At 72.2% G+C, this 19,077-nt stretch carries 11 protein-coding genes; 8 read left to right on the top strand and 3 right to left on the bottom strand.

What is annotated here, in order from left to right; all coding sequences use genetic code 11:
• Positions 1-9: 9 nt before the first annotated feature.
• Positions 10-921, bottom strand: a complete 912-nt coding sequence (locus tag IPJ17_12040; GenBank protein QQR72255.1) for a hypothetical protein — start codon at positions 919-921, stop codon at positions 10-12.
• 143 nt (positions 922-1,064) lie between these two features.
• Between IPJ17_12040 and IPJ17_12045 the strand changes: the two genes are divergently transcribed.
• Positions 1,065-2,504: a hypothetical protein gene (locus tag IPJ17_12045; protein QQR72256.1), complete on the top strand. Its 1,440-nt coding sequence runs from the start codon at positions 1,065-1,067 to the stop codon at positions 2,502-2,504.
• 13 nt (positions 2,505-2,517) lie between these two features.
• Here IPJ17_12045 and IPJ17_12050 read toward each other — a convergent pair whose 3' ends face one another.
• Together IPJ17_12050 and IPJ17_12055 are read right to left on the bottom strand one after the other, a co-directional pair.
• Entirely contained in the window at positions 2,518-5,328 is a 2,811-nt protein-coding gene (locus tag IPJ17_12050) for a tetratricopeptide repeat protein (protein QQR72257.1), read from the bottom strand.
• Positions 5,325-6,083: a sigma-70 family RNA polymerase sigma factor gene (locus tag IPJ17_12055; GenBank protein ID QQR72258.1), complete on the bottom strand. Its 759-nt coding sequence runs from the start codon at positions 6,081-6,083 to the stop codon at positions 5,325-5,327. Before IPJ17_12055 ends, IPJ17_12050 begins: the two co-directional genes overlap by 4 nt.
• On the opposite strand from IPJ17_12055, the gene IPJ17_12060 reads away from it, so the two are divergent.
• The 7 genes from IPJ17_12060 (at position 6,082) to IPJ17_12090 (ending at position 19,075) form a co-directional block, all read left to right on the top strand.
• Entirely contained in the window at positions 6,082-7,065 is a 984-nt protein-coding gene (locus IPJ17_12060) for a hypothetical protein (GenBank protein QQR72259.1), read from the top strand. The two genes, IPJ17_12055 and IPJ17_12060, sit on opposite strands and share 2 nt — an antisense overlap.
• A 247-nt stretch (positions 7,066-7,312) precedes the next feature.
• Positions 7,313-8,335: an MBL fold metallo-hydrolase gene (locus tag IPJ17_12065; GenBank protein QQR72260.1), complete on the top strand. Its 1,023-nt coding sequence runs from the start codon at positions 7,313-7,315 to the stop codon at positions 8,333-8,335.
• A gap of 158 nt (positions 8,336-8,493) precedes the next feature.
• On the top strand, positions 8,494-10,899 hold the full coding sequence (locus IPJ17_12070) for a PAS domain S-box protein (GenBank protein QQR72261.1): 2,406 nt from the start codon (positions 8,494-8,496) through the stop codon (positions 10,897-10,899).
• A 136-nt stretch (positions 10,900-11,035) separates the two neighbouring features.
• A complete protein-coding gene (locus IPJ17_12075; GenBank protein ID QQR76153.1) occupies positions 11,036-12,070 on the top strand; it encodes a PTS fructose-like transporter subunit EIIC in 1,035 nt (344 codons plus the stop codon).
• 9 nt (positions 12,071-12,079) lie between these two features.
• Positions 12,080-12,397: a PTS fructose transporter subunit IIB gene (locus IPJ17_12080; GenBank protein ID QQR72262.1), complete on the top strand. Its 318-nt coding sequence runs from the start codon at positions 12,080-12,082 to the stop codon at positions 12,395-12,397.
• A 13-nt stretch (positions 12,398-12,410) separates the two neighbouring features.
• Positions 12,411-15,011, top strand: a complete 2,601-nt coding sequence (gene ptsP / locus IPJ17_12085; GenBank protein ID QQR72263.1) for a phosphoenolpyruvate--protein phosphotransferase — start codon at positions 12,411-12,413, stop codon at positions 15,009-15,011.
• Positions 15,011-19,075 carry a chitobiase/beta-hexosaminidase C-terminal domain-containing protein gene (locus tag IPJ17_12090; protein QQR72264.1) on the top strand — a complete coding sequence of 1,355 codons (4,065 nt, stop codon included), beginning with the start codon at positions 15,011-15,013 and terminating at the stop codon, positions 19,073-19,075. Before ptsP ends, IPJ17_12090 begins: the two co-directional genes overlap by 1 nt.
• Positions 19,076-19,077: the final 2 nt, after the last annotated feature.

Genomic DNA, 19,077 nt, shown 5'->3' on the forward strand with positions numbered 1-19,077 from the left:
GGCGCGAGCCTACCGCGCCGGCAGGAACGCCGAGAGGGCGCTGGCGATCGGACGCGCCAGACGCAGCGCCTTGCGCGGTCCGATCCGCGTCGGCGCGAACGGCCGCCAGGGGGTGCCGAGCAGATCGCGACGCACCTCGAGACAGAGAACGCGCTGCGGATACCGGCGCGAGAAGAGGAGACCCTGCGTCGCCGGGTGAAGGGTGTAGGTGGCGTTGCGCCCACTCTCGATCCAGACCGCCTCGAGCGCGGTGGCGACGGCTTCGGGGAGGCCGGGTGGCGCCAACTCCTCGCCCTCGGGGGTGGCGGTGATCAGGTCGACCTCGGGTCGCAGTGGCCAGGCACGGAAGACCGCCGGCACGTAGGCGCGACGCAGGCTCGCCGCGATGTCGGCATCGATCTCCGCGTCGACCGAGCGCGGCGCGTAGGTGTGGAGGGCGAGCGCCATTCCCCCCGTCCCGCAGATCGCCGCATAGGCGCGCTCCACCGCCGCGACGTAGGTGGCGTGGAGCTCGCCGAGGAGGGCGCGATCGGCCGCGTCGGTGACGTAGCTCGGGATCCCGGCGCTCATCCCCGGCGGCGTGCCCGGGGCGAGGCTGCGATTCGTGTCGACGAAGGTCCGTGGCAGGAGGCAGCGCACGACGAGCGTCGATCGCCCTGCGGCGGCGAGCTCCCGGGCGATCGCCGCCCCCAGCTCGGGCGCTCCGACGTCGGTATTGACGTGGAAGAAAGCGGCGAGATCGTCCGGAAGCGCCCCGCGCAGCTGCGCTCGCAACGGGTCGAACTGTTCCCTCTCGGTGGCGCCGTGGGGGATCTCGATCAGCAGCGACGGCGGCTCCGCCGTGGGCGAGCCGAAGAGCTCGCAGGCGGCGACGTCTTCGAGGTCGTGGAAGGCGGCATGGGGGCTGGCGTCGTGGGGCAAGTGCATCGCCCCGGAGGATAGCGGATCCGGGTCCGCGCAGGACGGCGCTGGTTCCGCGGGCCGCAGGGACGGAAGAACGAGGGCGCCTGTCCCCTCGGGCCGGAAACAGCGGGTGTGGAGGGTAGAGCAACTTGGAGACTCCCATGCCGCGACCCTCTCGAATCGCTCTCGCTGTCCCGATCCCGTCGTGCGGCGGGTGGGCCGCGCGGGCGCCACGGCGATGCCTGCTGGCGTTGATCACCCTCCTCGCCGGCGTCGCGGTCCCGCTCCTCGCCCAGGAGGGGGAGCTCGACACGACCTTCCAGTCGGCCGGCCTCTATCACCACCACCCGGACAACGTGTCCGATCCGGTGCGCGTGCTCGCCGCACCGGACGGAGCCCTGGTCTTCGTGGCGCACGCCTTCTTCCCGGGAGACGTCGGGGGCAACGACTTCTGGAAGCGGATCGCCGACCACGCGGCCGGCGCCGATTGTTTCGTCACCGGCACCGACATCCCCTCCTTCTTCGTCGCCGATGCGCGGTTCGATCGTCTCGGCCGCCTGCTGCTCGTCGGCTCGGATCCCGACAACGACCGCATCGTGGTGTTCCGCTACTCGTATCCGACCTGCGACCGCGACGACAGCTTCGGCACCAACGGCGTCGCCGTCTTCTCCTCCTCCTCGTGGTCCGAGGAGCGCGGCGTCGCGATTCTCGAGCGGCGTTACGGCACGCTCTTTCCGAGCTACGCCTACTTCGTGTTGGCGGAGAACGGCGGCACCCTGACCGCGCCCCGCGGCGCCGTCCTGTTGAAGCTCGACGAGGTGGGGGACCTGTGGAGCGGTTGGGGCAACGGCCTCGGATGGATCAACCACTCCTTCCTGCCCGACGTCACGCGGCCGATCGGGCTCGAGCTCGACGGCGCCGCCCGCCTGGTGATCGGCCTCGAAGCGCTGCGCAGCGGATCGAGCGGACACGACTTCGCGGCCGCGCGGGTGATCGCCACCGACGGCGCGCTCGACCCGGCCTTTTCGAGCGACGGCTACGTGCGAATCCCCATCGACGCCGACGGGGCCAACTCCGACGACCTGCCGCTGGGTCTGGCCACCGGCACCGATTCGCGGGTCGCGCTGGTCGGGAAGGCGCCGGACGGGAGCGGGATCCCGCGCCCGACGCTCGTCGTGCTCACCTCCGCCGGCGCGCTCGACAGCTCCTTTGCCGGCGACGGCAAGCGGCAGTTGCCGGGCCAGGGGCAAGCGTGGGGCGCCCGGCTCTTGGCGGACGGCAAGATGGTCGTCGTGGGGCAGGGGGTCGATCTCCTGTTCCGCGACGAGAGTCGCATCCGCCGTCTGCTCGCCTCCGGGGCCGACGATCCCGACTTCGGGGTGAGCGGCAGCGCGGTCTTCGATCCGCTCGACTTCGGCAATGGGGACGATGGCGCCCGCAGCGTCGTGGTGGTCGGCGGCAAGGTTGTCGTCGCGGGATGGGGCGAGGAGACGCCAGGGCACCGCAACGCCTACCTGATGCGCTTCACCAGCAGCACGCCGGCGTCGCTGCTGCCGTTCGTCGACGGGTTCGAGTCGGGGGATCTCGGCGCGTGGGATTGAAGGCGCCGACGGCTCAGCGGCCGCCGACCCCCGCGGGCGCGGGCGTCGCCAGCCGCGTGGCGGCGGCGGTGACGTCGGCGAGACGCCAGTGCTGCGGGTCCTTGGCGCGCAGGATCGCCAGGGCGGTGGTCGCCGACTGCGCCGCCTCGGTGCGCGCTTCGACGTCTCCGGTCGCCTCCAGGTCGAGAGCGAGCTCGTAGAGCAGGAGTGCCGTCGCCGGCGCCTGCTCGCCGAGCGCCTTGCGCGCCAGCGCCAGCGCTCGCCGTCGCAACTCGACGGCGCGCGCCACGTGCCCCACGCTGCGTTCGAGATTGGCGAGCGCGCCCCAGGCGCGCATCAGGTACCAGCCCTCCGGGCCGCTCGCCGCCTCGATCTTCCGTGCGGCTTCTTCCAAGGCGCGTCGCGCCTCGTCACGACGCCCCTGGGCCGCGAGCGTGTCGCCGAGACCGACCTGGGCGATCCAGGGGAACGGGTGTCCCGGTCCGAGGGCGCCGAGGAATCGGCGCATCGCCTCGCGGTAGTCGCGCTCGGCCTCGACGAGATGGCCGCGCTGGAGGGCCGCGCTCGCCAGTTCGTGGATCGACTTGGCCACCTCGAAGTGTTGTGGGTCGATGGCGCGAAAGATGCGGATGGCCTCTCGCGCGTGCGGCTCGCCTTCGACCGGGCGATGCCGGTTGATCAGAAAGCGGGCGAGATTCGAGTGCGACTGCCCGGTCTCCGGGTGGTCTGCCCCGAGGACGCGCAGCCGCGTGGCGAGCGATTCGCGGTAGAGGCGCTCGGCCTGCTCCTGCCGTCCGGTCTCCTCGCAAAGCGAGGCGAGCGAGAGCTTGCCGTTGGCCACCGCGGGATGATCGGCGCCGAGGCGGCGGGCCAGGACCTCCTGCGCGCGCGACTCGAGCGCGAAGGCTTCGTCGAGTCGGTTGAGGTCGCCGAGGACGATGCCGCGATTCATCAACTGCTCGGCGGTCTCCGGGTCGTCCTCGCCGAGGGCGCTGACGAAGATCGGGTAGACCTCGGCCAGCAGATCGGCCGCCTCCTGGACGCTCCCCTGCAGGTAGCGGGTGTAGGAGAGCTCGCTGCGGGCGCGCGCTGCGGCGAGGGCGTGCTCGGTGCCGGCGGCGTCGAGAGCGGTGACGGCCTGTCGCAGGGTCGCAGCGGACTCGTCGAGCTGCCCCCGATCGCGCAGCACGGCGCCGAGCACCGCGAGGCTTGCTCCGTCGTCGTGACCTCCACGGAGGGCGAGGGCCTTGCGGGCCTGTTTCTCCGCCTCCTCGAGCAGCCCGAGATTGGCCTGGCTGCGCGCCACGGCGTCGAGCAGGTCGGCTTGCAGCGCCGGCTCGCTGGCGAGCTCATCCTCGATCTTCGCGGCGCCGCGGGCGAGCAGATCGCCGGCGCTGACCGTGGCGCCGCCGCCCTGTCGCGGGTCGGCCTTCTCGAAGAGGCCGACGAGGAACTCCTGCACCCGCTCGGCGCGGCGCGCCTCCCGCGAGGCGTGCTCGGCGGCGAGGCGCGAGCGCTCGGCCTCGAGCGTGGCGCGGTGCGCCTCGCGGATCGCGACAGCGGAGGCGACGAGAAGTCCGATCGCGGCGACGGCGACAGCCGCGACCGCCACGCGATGCCGCTGGACGAAACGACCGGCGCGGTAGAGCAGCGAATCGGGGCGCGCGCTCACCGGCAGGCCGGACAGATGGCGTCGCAGGTCCTCGGCGAAAGCCGCGACCGACGCATAGCGGCGCGACGGCTCGCGCCGCAGGGCGGTCGCGAGGATCGCGTCGAGGTCGCCGCGCAGCGCGCGTGCGAGCCGTCGCGGCTCCGGCAGCCCGAGGGCGGGCTCCCCGGCGGAGGCTGCGGCGAGCACGGCGGTCGAGGGGCGCGGGAGGGTTTCGTTGGCGGCGGAGGTGGCGAGCTCGGCGAGTCGGCGCCCCTGCCGCCGGTAGGGCAGCCGGCCGGTGAACAGCTCATGGGCAAGCACGCCGAGCGCGTAGACGTCGGTCGCCGTGGAGATGGGCTCGCCGAGGATCTGCTCCGGTGCGGCGTAGGCCGGGGTGAGCAGGCGCAGCTCGGTGCGCGTCGCGTCCATCTCGGGGTCGTCGTCGGCGAGGAGCTTGGCGATCCCGAAGTCGAGGAGGCGGACGCGCCCCTCGGCGGTGACGAGGATGTTCGACGGCTTGAGGTCGCGGTGGACCACCAGCTGTCGATGCGCCGCGGCGACCGCTTCGAGGGCTTCGAGGAAAAGGGTGATCCGCTGCCGCAGGTCGAGCTCGCGGGCGTTGCACCACTCGGTGATCGTCCCCCCGTCGACGCGCTCGAGCACCAGATAGGGGCGGCCGTCGGGGGCGAGGCCGCCGTCGAGAATGCGGGCGATCGCCGGGTGGTCGAGCCGGGCGAGGATCCGTCGCTCGCGCGCGAAGCGGGCCACGACCTCGGCAGAGTCCATGCCGCGCTTGAGCAGCTTGACCGCGACCCGTAGCTCGAACTCGCGGTCGATCCTCTCGGCGGCCCAGACCTCCGCCATGCCGCCGCGACCGAGAGGCTCGGTCAGACGCCAGGCGCCGATCGCCACGCCGGCGAGCGGCGAGAACGGGGAGGTCGGCTCCTCGCCCGCCACGACGCGGGCGGCTTCGGCGGCGATGGCGTGATCGAGGGGCGTTCCGTCGGCGTCGGCTTCGAGCGCCAGGAGCTCGACGAGCTCTGCGGCGAGCGACGGATCGGTCGCGGCGATCTCGGCGAGGCGTGCCTCGCGTTCCGCCGCCGGGAGGTCGAGCAACGCCTCGAACTGCCGGCGGACGGCCGGCCAGCGGGCGAGGCGACTCTCCTCGCTCACCGCGGGGCGCTCCCTCCGGCGAGCTCGCGGAAGAGGAAGGCGCGGGCCGACTGCCAGTGGCGCTTGATCGTCCGGTCGGAGACGCCGCGCAGCTCGGCGATCTCGGCGATCTCGCGTCCGGCGAAGAAGCGCCACTCGACGAGCCGTGCGAGGTCAGGGTCGACCTGTTCGAGCTTCTCGAGGGCGTGCTCCAGGGCCAGGAGATCGGTCGCCGGTTCCGGAATCGCCGGATCGAGCCCTTCGAGCGTGACGTGCAGTGCTCCGCCGCCGCGCTTCTCTCGCCCGCGTCCGCGGGCCTGGTCGACGAGGATCCGGCGCATCACCTGGGCCACGAGCGCGAAGAAGTGATAGCGGTCGCGCACCGACCACGCAGCGCCGCGAGCGAGCTTCAGATAGGCCTCGTGGACGAGCTCGGTGGTCTCGAGGGTCTGGGACGGCGGCCGCCGTCGCAAGTAGCCGCTGGCGATCCGCCGCAGCTCGCCGTAGACGATCGAGTAGAGGCGGTCGGCCGCCTGCGGCTCGCCGCTCTCGACGGCGCGCAGCAGCGCGGTCACGTCGGAGAGCGCGGCGCCGCTGCGCTCTCCGGTGGGGGGGGGCTCGGAGGTGGTCACGGTCGACTGGCAGGGGACGCTATCACCGGACCGGGAGGGCGCGAATGGAACGGCACGGGGGCGAATGACGGTCCAAGGGACGGTCCGGGTGGTGGATCGGCTGGCATAGGATCGGCCGCGCTTCCCGAGGGGGTGGCGTCGCATGTCCGGAACAAAAGACCAGGAGTCGAGGCGCGGGCCGTCCGCGGGGCGACGGCTCGACCTGCCGCCGCTTGGCGTGCCGGCGCCACCGGCGACGGCGAAGCCGTGGATGGGGCTGCTCTTCATGGCGGTCGCTGTCGGCGTCTGGTACCTCTTCTTCGTCGTCTCGCCGACCCATCCTGCCGAGCCGTTCCCCGGGGCGCGGAAGTGGGGTGCCACGGCGTTCGCCGCGGTCTTCTTCCTCTTCGGCCTCCGCTTCGCGATGGAGGGTCTGCGCGCACCCGATCGATGGACACTGCGTCGCTTCCACGGCGGCGTCGAGCCGTGGGGTGAAGGCTACCGTTGGCGGCCGACGATGCGCGCTCTCCCGCCGTGGAAGGCGGAGCAGCGTGGCTGGGGCAAAGGCTGCGTCGGCCTCCTGGCGCTCGCCGCGTTCGCCGTGGTGATGAACCTCGTCTGGTTCGACCGCCAGTCCCTGAGCGGCGATGTCTGGCTCGCCTATCTTCTGATTCCCCTGTTCACCCTGTTCATCGTCTTTATCCTCGGCGCTGGGCTCTGGGAGATCGTCCGACAGGTGTCCTTCGGCACGCCGCAGGTGCGCTTCGACAGCTATCCGGTGCGTCCCGGCGGGACCTTGCGGGCGACGATCGAGCATCGCGGGCGCTTCGGCCGGGCTCGGAGTGTGCGACTCACCCTCGCCTGTCTCGAGCAAGGGCCGCCCCGACGAGAGACCGGATTTGCTCGCGTCGAGGCGGTCGCCGTCGTCGAGGCCGTCGTCGATCCCGTCGACCTTGCCGCCGATCGACGTCGCTTCTCCCTGGCCATCGACCTTCCGGTCGATGCGCCGTCGACGCGCCTCGTCCAGGGCGACGGGGCGCGGCGCTACTGGATCCTCGAGGTCGCGGCCTTCCAGAACAAGGTACGCTCGACCGAAAGCTACTCGTTCCTCGTGCCGGTCTACGGCGACCCTGTCGTCGCGCGCTAGTCTCCGAATTCCCTTGTGCGGCCGCCGGCCTGCTCGCCCGCTGTGATTCGACCGCAGGAAGGGACCAGGGGGTGGCGCACGGATGTGAGCCGCGGCCTGCCGTGCCGTCCTTCCGCCCGGGTCTCTCGCTCTCGCTCGGGACGACAGGGCGGATGGGTGTCGCAGGATCTTGCGCTGTCGCTTGTGCGCTCTCGTCCTCCCGACCGCAGGGAGGGATCTGGATGGCGGGGCCGGACCATGAGGGGCGATGCAAGAGCAGATGGGTCGGGCGATAATCCGCCTCGTGCCGACGCCGGACAACTTCGAGCTGCTGGTCCCGGATCCATCGACGCTCCACGCCCCGCACTTTGCCGCCGGCCGCTTCTTCCAGCCGTGGGGACAGGTGCGGCGGGGGATCCCGGATCTCCTGCGCTGGAAGTTGGCGACGAATCGGCACGCCGCCGCGAAGCGACGCCAGCCGGAGATCCCCTGGCTCGCCAACGACGGGAGCTCGCTCGGGCGGCGAGTCGACGGGCTCGAGGCGACCTGGGTGGGACACGCCACCTTCGCACTGCACGCCGGGGAGCAGGTGATCCTCACCGACCCGCACTTCGGGCCGCGGGCATTGCTGCCGCCGCGGCTCTCGCCGCCGGGTTTGCCGGTCGACGCGGTGCCGGCCGGCGCGGTGGCGCTGCTCTCGCACAACCACTACGACCATCTCGACGAGTGGACGCTGGCGCGAATGCCGAAAGGGGTCGCCTGGATGGTGCCGCTCGGGCTCGGTGCGTTCGTGCGCCAGCGTGGGTTCGACGTCGTCCACGAGCTCGACTGGTGGGAGAGCGCCCGGCACGGCGACTGGACCTTCACTTGCGTCCCGGCGCAGCACTGGTCTCGGCGCCTCGGGGCCGGCGAGAACACGGCCCTGTGGTGCGGTTGGGTCGCCGAGAACGGGGTGTCCCGCGTCTATTTCGCCGGCGACACCGGCTACTTCCACGGCTTCGCCGAGATCGGCCGCCGCTTCCCCGGGCTGGACCTCGCCCTGTTGCCGATCGGTGCCTACGAGCCGCGCTGGTTCATGGGGGCGGTCCACATGAACCCCGCCGACGCGCTGCTCGCCTTCCGCGATCTCGGAGCGCGCGTCGCCCTGCCGATGCACTGGGGCTGTTTCGACCTCACCGACGAGCCGGTCGACCTGGCGCCCCGCGTCTGGCGCGAGCTGCTCGACCGCGAGGGGGTCGATCCCGCGCGGGGGCCGGTGCTGGCGGTCGGGGAGACGTGGCGCTCCAGCTGATCCGCACTTCGATCCCGGCCGGGGAGAAAAGGGGTGGAGAGGCACCGGCGCGAGCCCGCCCGTGTCCACCGTTCCGCCCCTCGGCCCGTCGCACGAGAGCAATGGGACAATAGGTCGGAGTAGCGCGTTTGCGAGACCCGCAGAGCCGAGAGTCGAGGATGTCGGACGCCCGCCGCAGCCACGCCACGCCATCCCCATCCCCGCCCGGTCCGGACCGCGCGGCGGTGGACGATCACGCGCTCTACCAGGACCTGGTCGATGCGCTGCCGGGTGGTGTCTATCGGTTGCGGGTGGCCGCCGTCGGGCCGACGGCCGCCTCGGGTTGGCGGACCCTGGCGGAGATCCCGTTCTCGGTCGATTACGTCTCCGAGCGGTGTGCCCAGATCGTCGGCGTGGTGCGCGAGGAGCTCGCGGCCAATCCGCTCACCGTCCTCTCCGTTCTGGCTCCCGACGAGTTGGCGAGCTTCGTCGAGCAGAATCTCGAGGCCGCCGCCGCGCTCCGGCCGTTGCACTGGGAGGGGCGTGCCACCATCCGTGGCGAGACCCGCTGGCTCCGCCTCGAGTCGTTGCCGCGCCGTCTCGACAGCGGCGAGGTGCTCTGGACCGGCGTCGTCGAGGACGTCACCGAGCGGCGCCGCGCCACCGAGGACTTGGCGGAGTCCGAGGAGCGCTTCTCCGCGGCGTTCCGCGGCAGCCCGGTGGCGATGGTGATGAGCTCGGCCGCCGACGGCGTCCATCTCGACGTCAACGAGGTCTTCGAACGCGGCTCGGGGTTCGGTCGGGACGAGGTCATCGGTCGTACCTCCGAGCAACTCGGCTTCTTCGTCGACCCAGGGGAACGGACGCGGCTCCTCGAGGAGATCGAGCGGAACGGTTACGTCCAGGGCCGTCCTTGCCGCGTCCGCCTGAAGTCCGGGGAGATTCGTCGCTGTCTGGTCTCCATCCGCGCCGTTCCGGTCCGCGGCCGCACGTACCTCCTGACGTCGCTGCTCGACATCACCGAGGAGTCGCGAGCGGCAGAGGAGCGGGCCGCCACGGCGGAGCTGCTCGCCGCCGAGCGCCGGCTCCTCGAGACAGTCGTCGGGGCGCTGCCGGTCGGCGTGCTCTTCTTCCGCGGCCCCGAGCACCGCGTCGAATGGGTGAACCGTGCCTACCTCGAGATGGTGCCCGGCAAGCAGGTCCTCGGGCGCACCGTCCAGGAGATCTGGCCGGAGATCTACGATTTCGTCGGGCCGATCCTCGACGCCGTGCGCGCCACGGGGAAGAGCCACCACGCCTTCGACGCGCCAGCCAGGATCCGCCGCGCCGAGGACGGGCCGCTCGAGCGCGCCTACTTCTCGTGGTCGATCACGCGCACGAGGATCCCCGGCAGCGACGACTGGGGACTGCTCAACACCGCCGTCGAGACGACCGACCAGGTGCTGGCGCGCCGAGCGATGAAAGCGCTCGAGGATCGACTGATCTTGGCGCAGGAGGCCTCCGGCTCGGGGACCTGGGACTGGGACATGGGATCGGGCGAGCTCGCCTGGTCGCCCGAGCTCTATCGCCTCTTCGGGCTCGACCCCGCGAGCCAATCGGCGAGCTTCGAGACCTGGCGCCGGGTGCTTCACCCGGACGATGCCGCAAGCGCCGAAGAGCGGATCGTCGCGAGTGTCCGCGAACGGACGCCGCTGGTCAACCTCTACCGCATCGTGCTCCCGTCGGGCGGCCTGCGATGGATCGAAGCGCGCGGACGAGCCGCTTACGACGAGGCGGGTGTGCCCAAGCGGATGTCGGGCCTCTGCATCGACGCCTCGGAGCGGATCGCCACCGAGCTCGAGCTCGAGGCGCACCGGGAGCATCTCGAGGACCGGGTGCGAGTGCGCACTGCCGAGCTCGAGGCGGCGACGCGCGAGATGGAGAGTTTCTCCTACAGCGTGTCGCACGACCTGCGAGCGCCGCTGCGCGCCCTCGATGGCTTCAGCGCGACGCTGCTCGAAGAGTACGCCAGCGAGCTCGGCGACAAAGGCCGCCACTACCTCGACCGGATCCGCGCGGCGGCGCAGCGCATGGCGGAGCTGATCGACGCCCTGTTGAATCTCTCCCGTCTCGGGCGGCGCGAGCTGGCGTGCGGTCGTGTCGACGTGAGCGCGCTCGCCCGCAGCGTCGCCGCGGAGCTACGGGCCCTCGAAGGCGGGCGGACGGTCGAGCTGCGGATCGCCGACGGCATGAGCGCGATTGCCGACCCGCAGCTCTTGCGCGTCGTCCTCCAGAACCTCATCAGCAACGCGCTGAAGTTCACCGCCAGGCGTGTCGACGCGACCGTCGAGGTCGGTTCCGGACGGCGGGACGGCGAATGGGTCTTCTTCATCCGGGACAACGGCGTCGGCTTCGATCCAGCCTATTCGACCAAGCTCTTCAAGCCGTTCCAGAGGCTCCACGGCGTCGACGAGTTCCCGGGCACGGGAATCGGGCTGGCGACGGTCCAGCGGATCGTCGACCGGCACGGCGGTCGGGCCTGGGCCGAGTCGATGCCGCGCGGTGGAGCGAGCTTCTACTTCACCCTGCCGTCTCCGGGCGATTGACCCGGCCGAGGCCGTGATCCCCGTCGCTGACGAGCTCGGCAGCGCCGGGTCTAGCGCGGTCGAGACCGGCCCGGTGCTACAGTTCGAGCGGACGCATCCGCCGTCCGCTCGACCCGAGGGGCACCCGACCAAGACGATGTCGTCTCCGCTCGCCAGAACCCGGCAGTACCTGCTCTCCGGCGTTTCCTACGCCATCCCGTTCGTCGCCTGCGGCGGCATTCTGATCGCTGCGGCGATCGCCCTCGCCCCGATGGGGCCCGCAGGGCCGGACTTCTCGTCGTCGCCGGGGCTGAAGCTGGTGCTCGACATCGGCAGCGCGGCCTTCTCGCTGCTGGTGCCGGTGCTCGCCGGCTACATCGCCTTCGGGATCGCCGACCGCCCCGGTCTGACGCCGGGATTCGTCGGCGGTTTCATCGCCAATCAGGTCGGCGCCGGCTTTCTCGGCGGCCTGGTGGCGGGCCTGCTGGCGGGCGCTCTCGTCTACTGGATCAAGAAGCTGCGGGTGCCGGTCTATCTGCGGCCGGTGATGCCGATCCTGGTCATCCCGGTGGTTTCGTCGCTCGCCGTCGGCCTGCTGATGTTCCGCGTGCTCGGCGGTCCGATCCGCGAGACGATGGTCCTGCTCTCGGCCTGGCTCCGGGTGATGAGCACCGGGTCGAGCGTCGTGCTGGCGCTCGTCCTCGGGGCGATGATCGCCTTCGACATGGGGGGGCCGGTCAACAAGGTGGCCTTCTTCTTCGGCGCCGCGATGATCAAGGAAGGGAACTTCCTGGTGATGGGCGCCTGCGCCGCCGCGATCTGCGTGCCGCCGATCGGCCTGGGGCTGGCGACCCTTTTCGGGCGGCGCCTGTGGAGCGACGAGGAGCGGGAGGCCGGTTACGCGGCGCTCGCCATGGGGATGGTCGGCATCACCGAAGGGGCCATTCCGTTCGCGGCCGCCGACCCGGTGCGGGTCATCCCGGCGATCATGACCGGTTCGGCGGCCGCCGCGGTCGTCGCGATGCTCGGCGGGGTCGGCGACCACGCGCCGCACGGCGGACCGATCGTCCTCCCGGTGGTGGATCACCGCGGCGCCTTCCTGTTGGCGATCGCCGTCGGCTCGCTCCTCGTGGCGCTGACTCTCAACGGTTGGAAACGGTTCGCGGCGCGGTCCCCCCGATCCGCGACCTAGGAGGCGTCGATGCACCTCGTGGCGATTACCGCCTGTCCCACCGGCATCGCCCACACCTACATGGCCGCCGAGCGGCTGGAGAAGGCGGCGAAGAAGCTCGGCCACACCATTCGGGTGGAGACCCAGGGCGCGATGGGGATCGAGAACGCGCTGACCGCCGACGACCTCGAGCGGGCCGTCGTCGTGTTGCTGGCGGCGGGGATTCCGGTGCGTGGCCGCGAGCGGTTCGAGCACCTGCGGGTCGTCGAGGCCTCCGTCCAGGAGGCGATCAAGGACGCCGAGCGACTGGTCTCCGCGGCGGTCGGGTCGGTCCCCGCGATCCCGTGACGGCGGTCGGCCGGTGGCCCGCGAGATCGAGTTCGACTTTCCGCTCCCCAACGGACTGCACGTCCGTCCAGCGGCCCGGCTGTGCGAGGCGACGGAGCGCTTCGCCTCCACCGTCACGCTGACCAACCGGCGCCGCAGCGCCGTCGCCGACGCCCGGAGCGTCCTGGCGCTGGTGGGGACGCTCACCCGCGCCGGCGATCCCTGTCTGCTGCGCGTCGAAGGCGCCGACGAGGACGAGGCGGCCGCGGCGCTCGGTCGATTCCTTGCCGAGACACTTCCGCGGTGCGACGAGGAGGCGCTCCCGGCGCCGCCGATCGCCGCCGCACCCCGCGCCTTGCCGCGGGTCGTGTCCCGATCGGGAGCCCGAGTCCTCGCCGGCCTCGCGGTGAGCGGTGGCGTCGGGCGCGGCCCGGTCCGGAGCGTCGACGAGCCGCCCGGCGGGGAGGACCGCGCACCCTCGCCGGGTGCTCCGGAGCGCGAGATCGCGCGGCTGGAGGCGGCGCTCGGTCGCGCCGCGGCGGCGCTGCGCGAGCGACACGCGCGTGCCGTGGACTCGACGGAGCGGGCGATCCTCGGCGCTCACCTCGCCCTGGTCGAAGACCCCGAGCTCGCCCGACAGGCCGACGGGGAGATCCGCACCCGCGGTGTCGACGCGGCGGCGGCGGTGCGCGCCGCGGCCGAGCGCTTCGCCGCGCTGCTCGGCGACTCGGGGAGTGCCTATCTGGCGGCGCGCGTGCTCGATGTTCGCGATGTCGCCGCACGGATCCTCCGGGCGCTGCGCGACGAAGGGGCGACCGGGGCGGAAGCTGCGGCGGGGTCGACGGCCCCGGTCGCCGCGCTGCGCGAGGCCGCGGTCGTCGTTGCCGACGAGCTTTCGCCGGACGTCTTGCTCGCCCTCGGGCCAGCGCAGGTGCGAGGGCTCGTGCTCGAACGCGGCGGAGCGACCTCGCACACGGCGATCCTCGCTCGCGCCCTCGGCATTCCGGCGGTGGCCGGTGTGGACGGGGTGCGCCGCGAGGTCGCCACGGGCGGCGAGCTGATCGTCGACGGCGAGCGCGGCCTGGTGATCGTCGCGCCGCCGCCGGCGGTGGTCGACTTCTACGCCGGAGAGGCGCGCCAGCTCGACGAGAGGCGGGAGCGGGTGGCGCGTTTCCGCGCCGCCGCGGGTTGTACGGCGGAGGGGCGGCCCTTCGCCGTCGAGGCGAACGTCGCGTCGCTCGACGAGGTCCGGCTGGCCTTCGCCAACGGCGCCGAGGGCGTCGGCGTCTTTCGCACCGAGATGCTCTTCATGAGCCGGAGCGAGCCGCCGGGCGAAGAGGAACAGGCACGCGTCTACGCCGAGGCGGTGCGCCTCGCCGCGGGCCAGCCGGTCGTCGTGCGGACGCTCGACGTCGGCGGCGACAAGCCGCTGCCGTACCTCGCGCTGCCCGCCGAGGCCAACCCGTTTCTCGGCTACCGGGCGGTGCGGATCTACGCCGAGCACCAGGACCTGATCGCCTGTCAGGTGCGGGCGGCGCTCCGGGCGTCGGCGTCGGGCCCGGTGCGGCTCCTGCTGCCGATGGCGTGCTGCGTCGCCGAGGTCCGCAGCTTCCGTTCGTTCGTCGCCCGGTGCATGACCGAGCTCGAGCGCGACGGGGTGGCGTTCGACCGGACGATCGAGATCGGGGTGATGGTGGAGATCCCGTCGCTCGCCTTCGCGCTCGATCGGCTCGCGCCCGAGGTCGACTTCTTCAGCGTCGGCACCAACGACCTGCTCCAGTACTTCCTCGCCGTGGACCGCGACAGCGTGCGCGTCGCCCACCTTTACGACCCCTACCATCCGGCGTTTCTCCGGCTGTTGCGGCAGATCGCGCGGGAGGCGCGGGGCCATGGCCGCCGCGTCGGCGTCTGTGGCGAGCTGGGCGGCGAGCTCGCTGCGCTGCCGCTGCTCGTCGGCTGTGGCTTCGACGAGGTCAGCGTCGCCCCGACGAAGGTGGCGGCGGCGAAGGCGGCGCTGCGGGAGTGCCGGGAGGCGGAGTGTCGTGCGCTGCTCGACGAGGCGACGCAGCAGGCGGGTCCGGAGGAGGTGGCCGCGCTGTTGCGGCAGTTCGGCGACGCGCACCGCGACGCCAGGCTGCTCGGCGTCGAGTGCGTCCGGCTCGACGCCGGGAGCCGCACCAAGGAGACGGCGATCCGCGAGCTCGTCGACCTGCTGCGGTTCGCCGGCCGACTCGACGACGCCGATGCGGTGGAGGCGGCGGTCTGGGTGCGCGAGGAGAACGGCGGCACGGGGATCGGCGACGGTCTGGCGATTCCGCACTGCCAGTCGCCGGCGGTGCGCTCTCCGGCGATCGCCGTGGCCCGCTTCGTCGAGCCGGTCGACTGGGGCGCCATCGACGAGGCGCCGGTGCGCCTGGCGATCCTCGTCGTCGTGCCGGCGGGAGGAGGGGGCGAGCACCTGCGCACGATCGCGGCGCTCGCCCGCCGGCTGATGGACGAGGAATTGCGTGCCCGCCTGTTCGGCGCGCGCGACGGCGCCGACGTGGTGGAGCTGCTCGGGAGCCCGGAGGTGCCGCGTGACGGCGCCGGGCGACCGTCGAACGAATCGAACCGCAGGACGGCAGGAGGTCCGTGATGCGTCTCGCAACGACTCTCTCCGCGCTCGTGCTCACCCTCTCGGCGCTGCCCGTGCTCGCGGAGTCGCCGGGAGCCGGCGCCCCGGCGCCGGCCCCGACAGCTCCTGACCCGACGGCCGGGCGCGAGCTCTACGTCGTCGCCACCTCGCACCTCGACACGCAGTGGCGCTGGACGATTCAGGAGACGATCGAGGACTTCCTCCCGGCGACGCTGCGCGACAACTTCGCGCTCTTCGAGAAGTACCCGGGCTACGTTTTCAGCTTCGAAGGGGCGTTCCGCTACCAGCTGGCGCGCGAGTACTACCCGGCCGAGTACGAGAAGCTCAAGGCGTACGTGCGCGCCGGGCGCTGGAAGGTGGCGGGGAGCTGGCTCGACGCGGTCGACACCCACGTTCCCTCGCCCGAGTCGCTGATCCGTCAGGCGCTCTACGGCAACGGCTTCTTCCGTCGCGAGCTCGGCGTCACCTCGCGCGACGTCTTCCTGCCCGATTGCTTCGGTTTCGGCTTCGCGCTGCCGTCGGTGGCCGCGCACTGCGGCCTCACCGCCTTCTCGACGCAGAAGCTGACCTGGGGCTCGTCGATCCGCATCCCCTTCGACCTCGGGCTCTGGGAAGGGGTCGACGGCTCGCGGCTGATCGCGGCGATCAACCCGGGCGACTACGCCTCGGAGCTCAAGGGGAACCTGACCCTCGACCCGGACGTCTACGCGATCATCGACCGCCAGGCGGCGGCGTCCGGGCTGCCGGTCGCCATGCGCTACTTCGGCACCGGCGACGTGGGGATCGCGCCGCTCGATCCCTCGGTCGCCTGGTTGCAGAAGAGCCTCGAGGGACCGGGACCGCTCGCCGTACACAGCGTCGCCCCCGACCAGCTCGCCCGGGACCTGCTGGCACGAGGCGACGACGCGGTCTCCCGTCTGCCGCGCTATCGCGGCGAATTCCTGCTCACCTCGCACGGCGCCGGTTGCTACACCTCCCAGGCGGCGATGAAGCGCTACAACCGGACGAACCAGCGGCTCGCCGACGCGGCCGAGCGCGCCTCCGTCGTCGCCACCTGGCTGGGTGCCGCCGCCTACCCGCGCGAAGAGCTGCGCGAGGCCTGGACGCGCTTTCTCTGGCACCAGTTCCACGACGACCTCACGGGGACCAGCATCCCGGAGGCCTACGTCTTCTCGTGGAACGACGAAGCGATCGCCCAGAACCGCTTCGCCGACCTCCTGGGAAGCGCCGTGGGGCGCGTGGCACGCGGGCTCGACACGCGGGGCGAAGGCGTGGCGCTCGTCGTCTACAACGCGTTGTCGACGTCGCGAGAGGACGTCGTCGAGGTGACCGTGCGCTTTCCGGTCCGGGCACCTCGCGCCGTGCGAGTGAGCGGACCGGACGGCGGCGAGGTGCCGGCCCAGGTCGTGGCGCAAGACGGGGTCACGGCGACCGTGGCCTTCGTCGCACGCGTCGCTCCGGTGAGCTTCTCGGTGTACACGGTGCGGCCAGCGGCGAGCGCGCCGCGGCCGGGTGCGCTCACGGCGACGACGAGCGGGCTCGAGAACGAGCGCTATCGCGTCCGGCTCGATGCGGCGGGCGATGTCGCCTCGGTCTTCGACAAGCTCCAGGGCCGCGAGTTGCTTTCCGGTCCCGCGCGATTGCAGCTAATCGAGGACGAGCCACGCAAGTGGTCGGCCTGGGAGGTCGAGTATTCGGCCCTCGCGGCGCCGCCGCGGGAGGTGGTCGGCGGACCCGCGGCCGTCCGCGTCGTCGAGCGCGGGCCGGCCCGGGTGGCGGTCGAGGTCACCCGGCGGGCGGCGGGCTCGATCTTCACCCAGACGATCCGCCTTGCCGCGGGTGGCGCCGGCGATCGCGTCGAGTTGCTCACCGACATCGACTGGCGAACCCCGGGCACCCTCCTCAAGGCGGCGTTTCCGCTCGCCCCGACGAATCGTGCGGCGACCTACGACCTCGGCCTCGGCGTGGTCGAACGCACGACGAATCGACCGAACCTCTACGAGGTCCCGGCGCAGCAGTGGGCCGACCTCACCGAGGCGGAGGGAAGCTTCGGCGTCGCGGTGCTCAACGACAGCCGTCACGGCTGGGACAAGCCGGACGATCGCACGCTGCGGCTGAGTCTCGTCCACACGCCGCGCGTCGTGCCGAGTTGGAGCTGGCTCGCCGAGCAGGGCTCGAACGACCTCGGGCACCACCGCGTGACGATGGCGCTCGCCGGTCACCCCGGGGATTGGCGGACGGGTGACGTCGCGACGAGCGCCGACCGGCTGAATCAGCCCTTGACCGCCTGGCAGGTGCCGTCCCACCCCGGACCGCTCGGCCGCTCGTTCTCGCTGCTGCGCATCGAGGGCGATCCCGCGGCGGAGGGCGCGGCGCCGCGGGTGGCTGTGCGCGCTCTCAAGCTGGCGGAGGAGAGCGACGAGGTCGTGGTGCGGTTGCAGGAGCTCACCGGGCGGCCGCAGGAGGGCGTGCGGCTGCGGTTCGCCCGGCCGGTCGTCTCGGTTCGCGAGATCAACGGGGCGGAGGAGCCGGCGGACGCGACGAGCCCGAGCGGCCGCGCGGCCGTCGGTGGCGCCCTTCCCAGCAGCATGTCGGCGGCTCCACAGCCGCCTGTGCTGCGGGACGGGGTCGTCGAGCTCGCCTTCGCGCCGTTTCGCCCGCGCAGCCTGGCGCTGCGTCTCGGCGAGCCGCCGGCAAAGCTCGCCGTCGCCGCGACGCTCCCCCTCGACCTGCCGTTCGACCGCGACGGCATGAGCCGCGACGGGCGGCGGGGCGACGGCGATTTCGACGGCGAGGGGCACAGCCTCGCCGCAGAGCTCCTGCCGCCGACCGTCTCCACCGCGGGGATCCCGTTCCGGATCGGGCCCCACGGTGCCGGAGAGGCGAACGTCCTGGTGCCGCGCGGCCAGCGGCTGGAGCTCCCTGCGGGTGGTTACGACCGGCTCTATCTGCTCGCCGCGGCGGTCGGGGGTGACCGGCAGGCCGACTTCGGCATCGACGGCGTGCGGACGAGGCTGCTCGTTCCCGACTGGGCCGAGCCGGTGGGGCAGTGGAACAGCCGCATGGTCGGCGGCGAGCTTCAAGAGGACCCGGACCGGATCGCTCCGGCCTATGCCAAGCAGGTACCGCTCGGCTGGGTGGGCACGCATCGCCACGATCCGTTCGGCGCCAACGAGCCGTACGTCTTCACCCACCTCTTCCGGCTGCAGCTCGACCTGCCGGCGGGAGCACGGTCGATCACGCTGCCCGACGATTCGCAGGTGCGGATCGTCGCGGCGACGCTCGCCGCGAACGGACCGGACGAAGCGCGCGCGGCTCGAGAGCTCACCGATCCGAACCGCGCGACCGTCGTTCACCTCAGCGCGCCGAAGCGCACCTTCGTGGACCGGATGACGGTGACGATCACCTCGCCGACGCCGGGTGCCACCGTCCGCTACACGCTCGACGGAAGCGCTCCGACCGTGGCCTCGACCCTCTACCGGGAGCCGCTCGTCCTCGACCGGACGGCAACGGTCAAGGCGCGCGCCTTCGCCCTTGGCCTCGACGACCGCTTCGTCGCGTCGGCGTCCTATGCCAAGGTGATGCCCGCGCCGGCTACTGCAGCTCCGGCGAACGATCTCTCTCCGGGCCTCTTCTGCCGGCTCTACGAGGGCGAGTGGCGGAAGCTCCCGGACTTCACGGCGTTGCAGCCGGTGCGAACGCTGACGCTGCCGACGGTCACCCTGCCCGCCGACCGCCCGAAGGACCGCTTCGGGCTGGTCTGCGAGGGCTTCCTGGCGGTACCGGCCGATGCCGTGACCACCTTCTCGTTGCGCTCGGAGGACGGCAGCGAGCTCGTCGTCGACGGCGTTTCGCGGATCCGCCACGACACCATCGACTACATGCGGCGCAACGCCGAGGTGGCGCTGGCGAAGGGCCTGCACCGGATCGAGGTGCGCTACTTCCAGCGCGACTTCGTCGCCGGCCTCGAGTTGCTCGCCGATGCCCCGGGAGAGCCGCTCGCCCCGCTCCCGGCGGCGCGGCTCTTCCACCGTCCGCCGGCACCCGGAGCGGCCGCCAGGTAGGC

Source organism: Holophagales bacterium (genome assembly GCA_016699405.1).
Lineage (GTDB): Bacteria > Acidobacteriota > Thermoanaerobaculia > Multivoradales > JAGPDF01 > JAAYLR01.

Bases quoted from the DNA above. Each gene is read 5' to 3' on its own strand.
- IPJ17_12045 (QQR72256.1), top strand. From the start codon at position 1,065: ATGCCGCGACCCTCTCGAATCGCTCTCGCTGTCCCGATCCCGTCGTGC.
- IPJ17_12060 (QQR72259.1), top strand. From the start codon at position 6,082: ATGTCCGGAACAAAAGACCAGGAGTCGAGGCGCGGGCCGTCCGCGGGG.
- IPJ17_12055 (QQR72258.1), bottom strand. From the start codon at position 6,083: ATGCGACGCCACCCCCTCGGGAAGCGCGGCCGATCCTATGCCAGCCGA.
- IPJ17_12065 (QQR72260.1), top strand. From the start codon at position 7,313: ATGCAAGAGCAGATGGGTCGGGCGATAATCCGCCTCGTGCCGACGCCG.
- IPJ17_12070 (QQR72261.1), top strand. From the start codon at position 8,494: ATGTCGGACGCCCGCCGCAGCCACGCCACGCCATCCCCATCCCCGCCC.
- IPJ17_12075 (QQR76153.1), top strand. From the start codon at position 11,036: ATGTCGTCTCCGCTCGCCAGAACCCGGCAGTACCTGCTCTCCGGCGTT.
- IPJ17_12080 (QQR72262.1), top strand. From the start codon at position 12,080: ATGCACCTCGTGGCGATTACCGCCTGTCCCACCGGCATCGCCCACACC.
- IPJ17_12090 (QQR72264.1), top strand. From the start codon at position 15,011: ATGCGTCTCGCAACGACTCTCTCCGCGCTCGTGCTCACCCTCTCGGCG.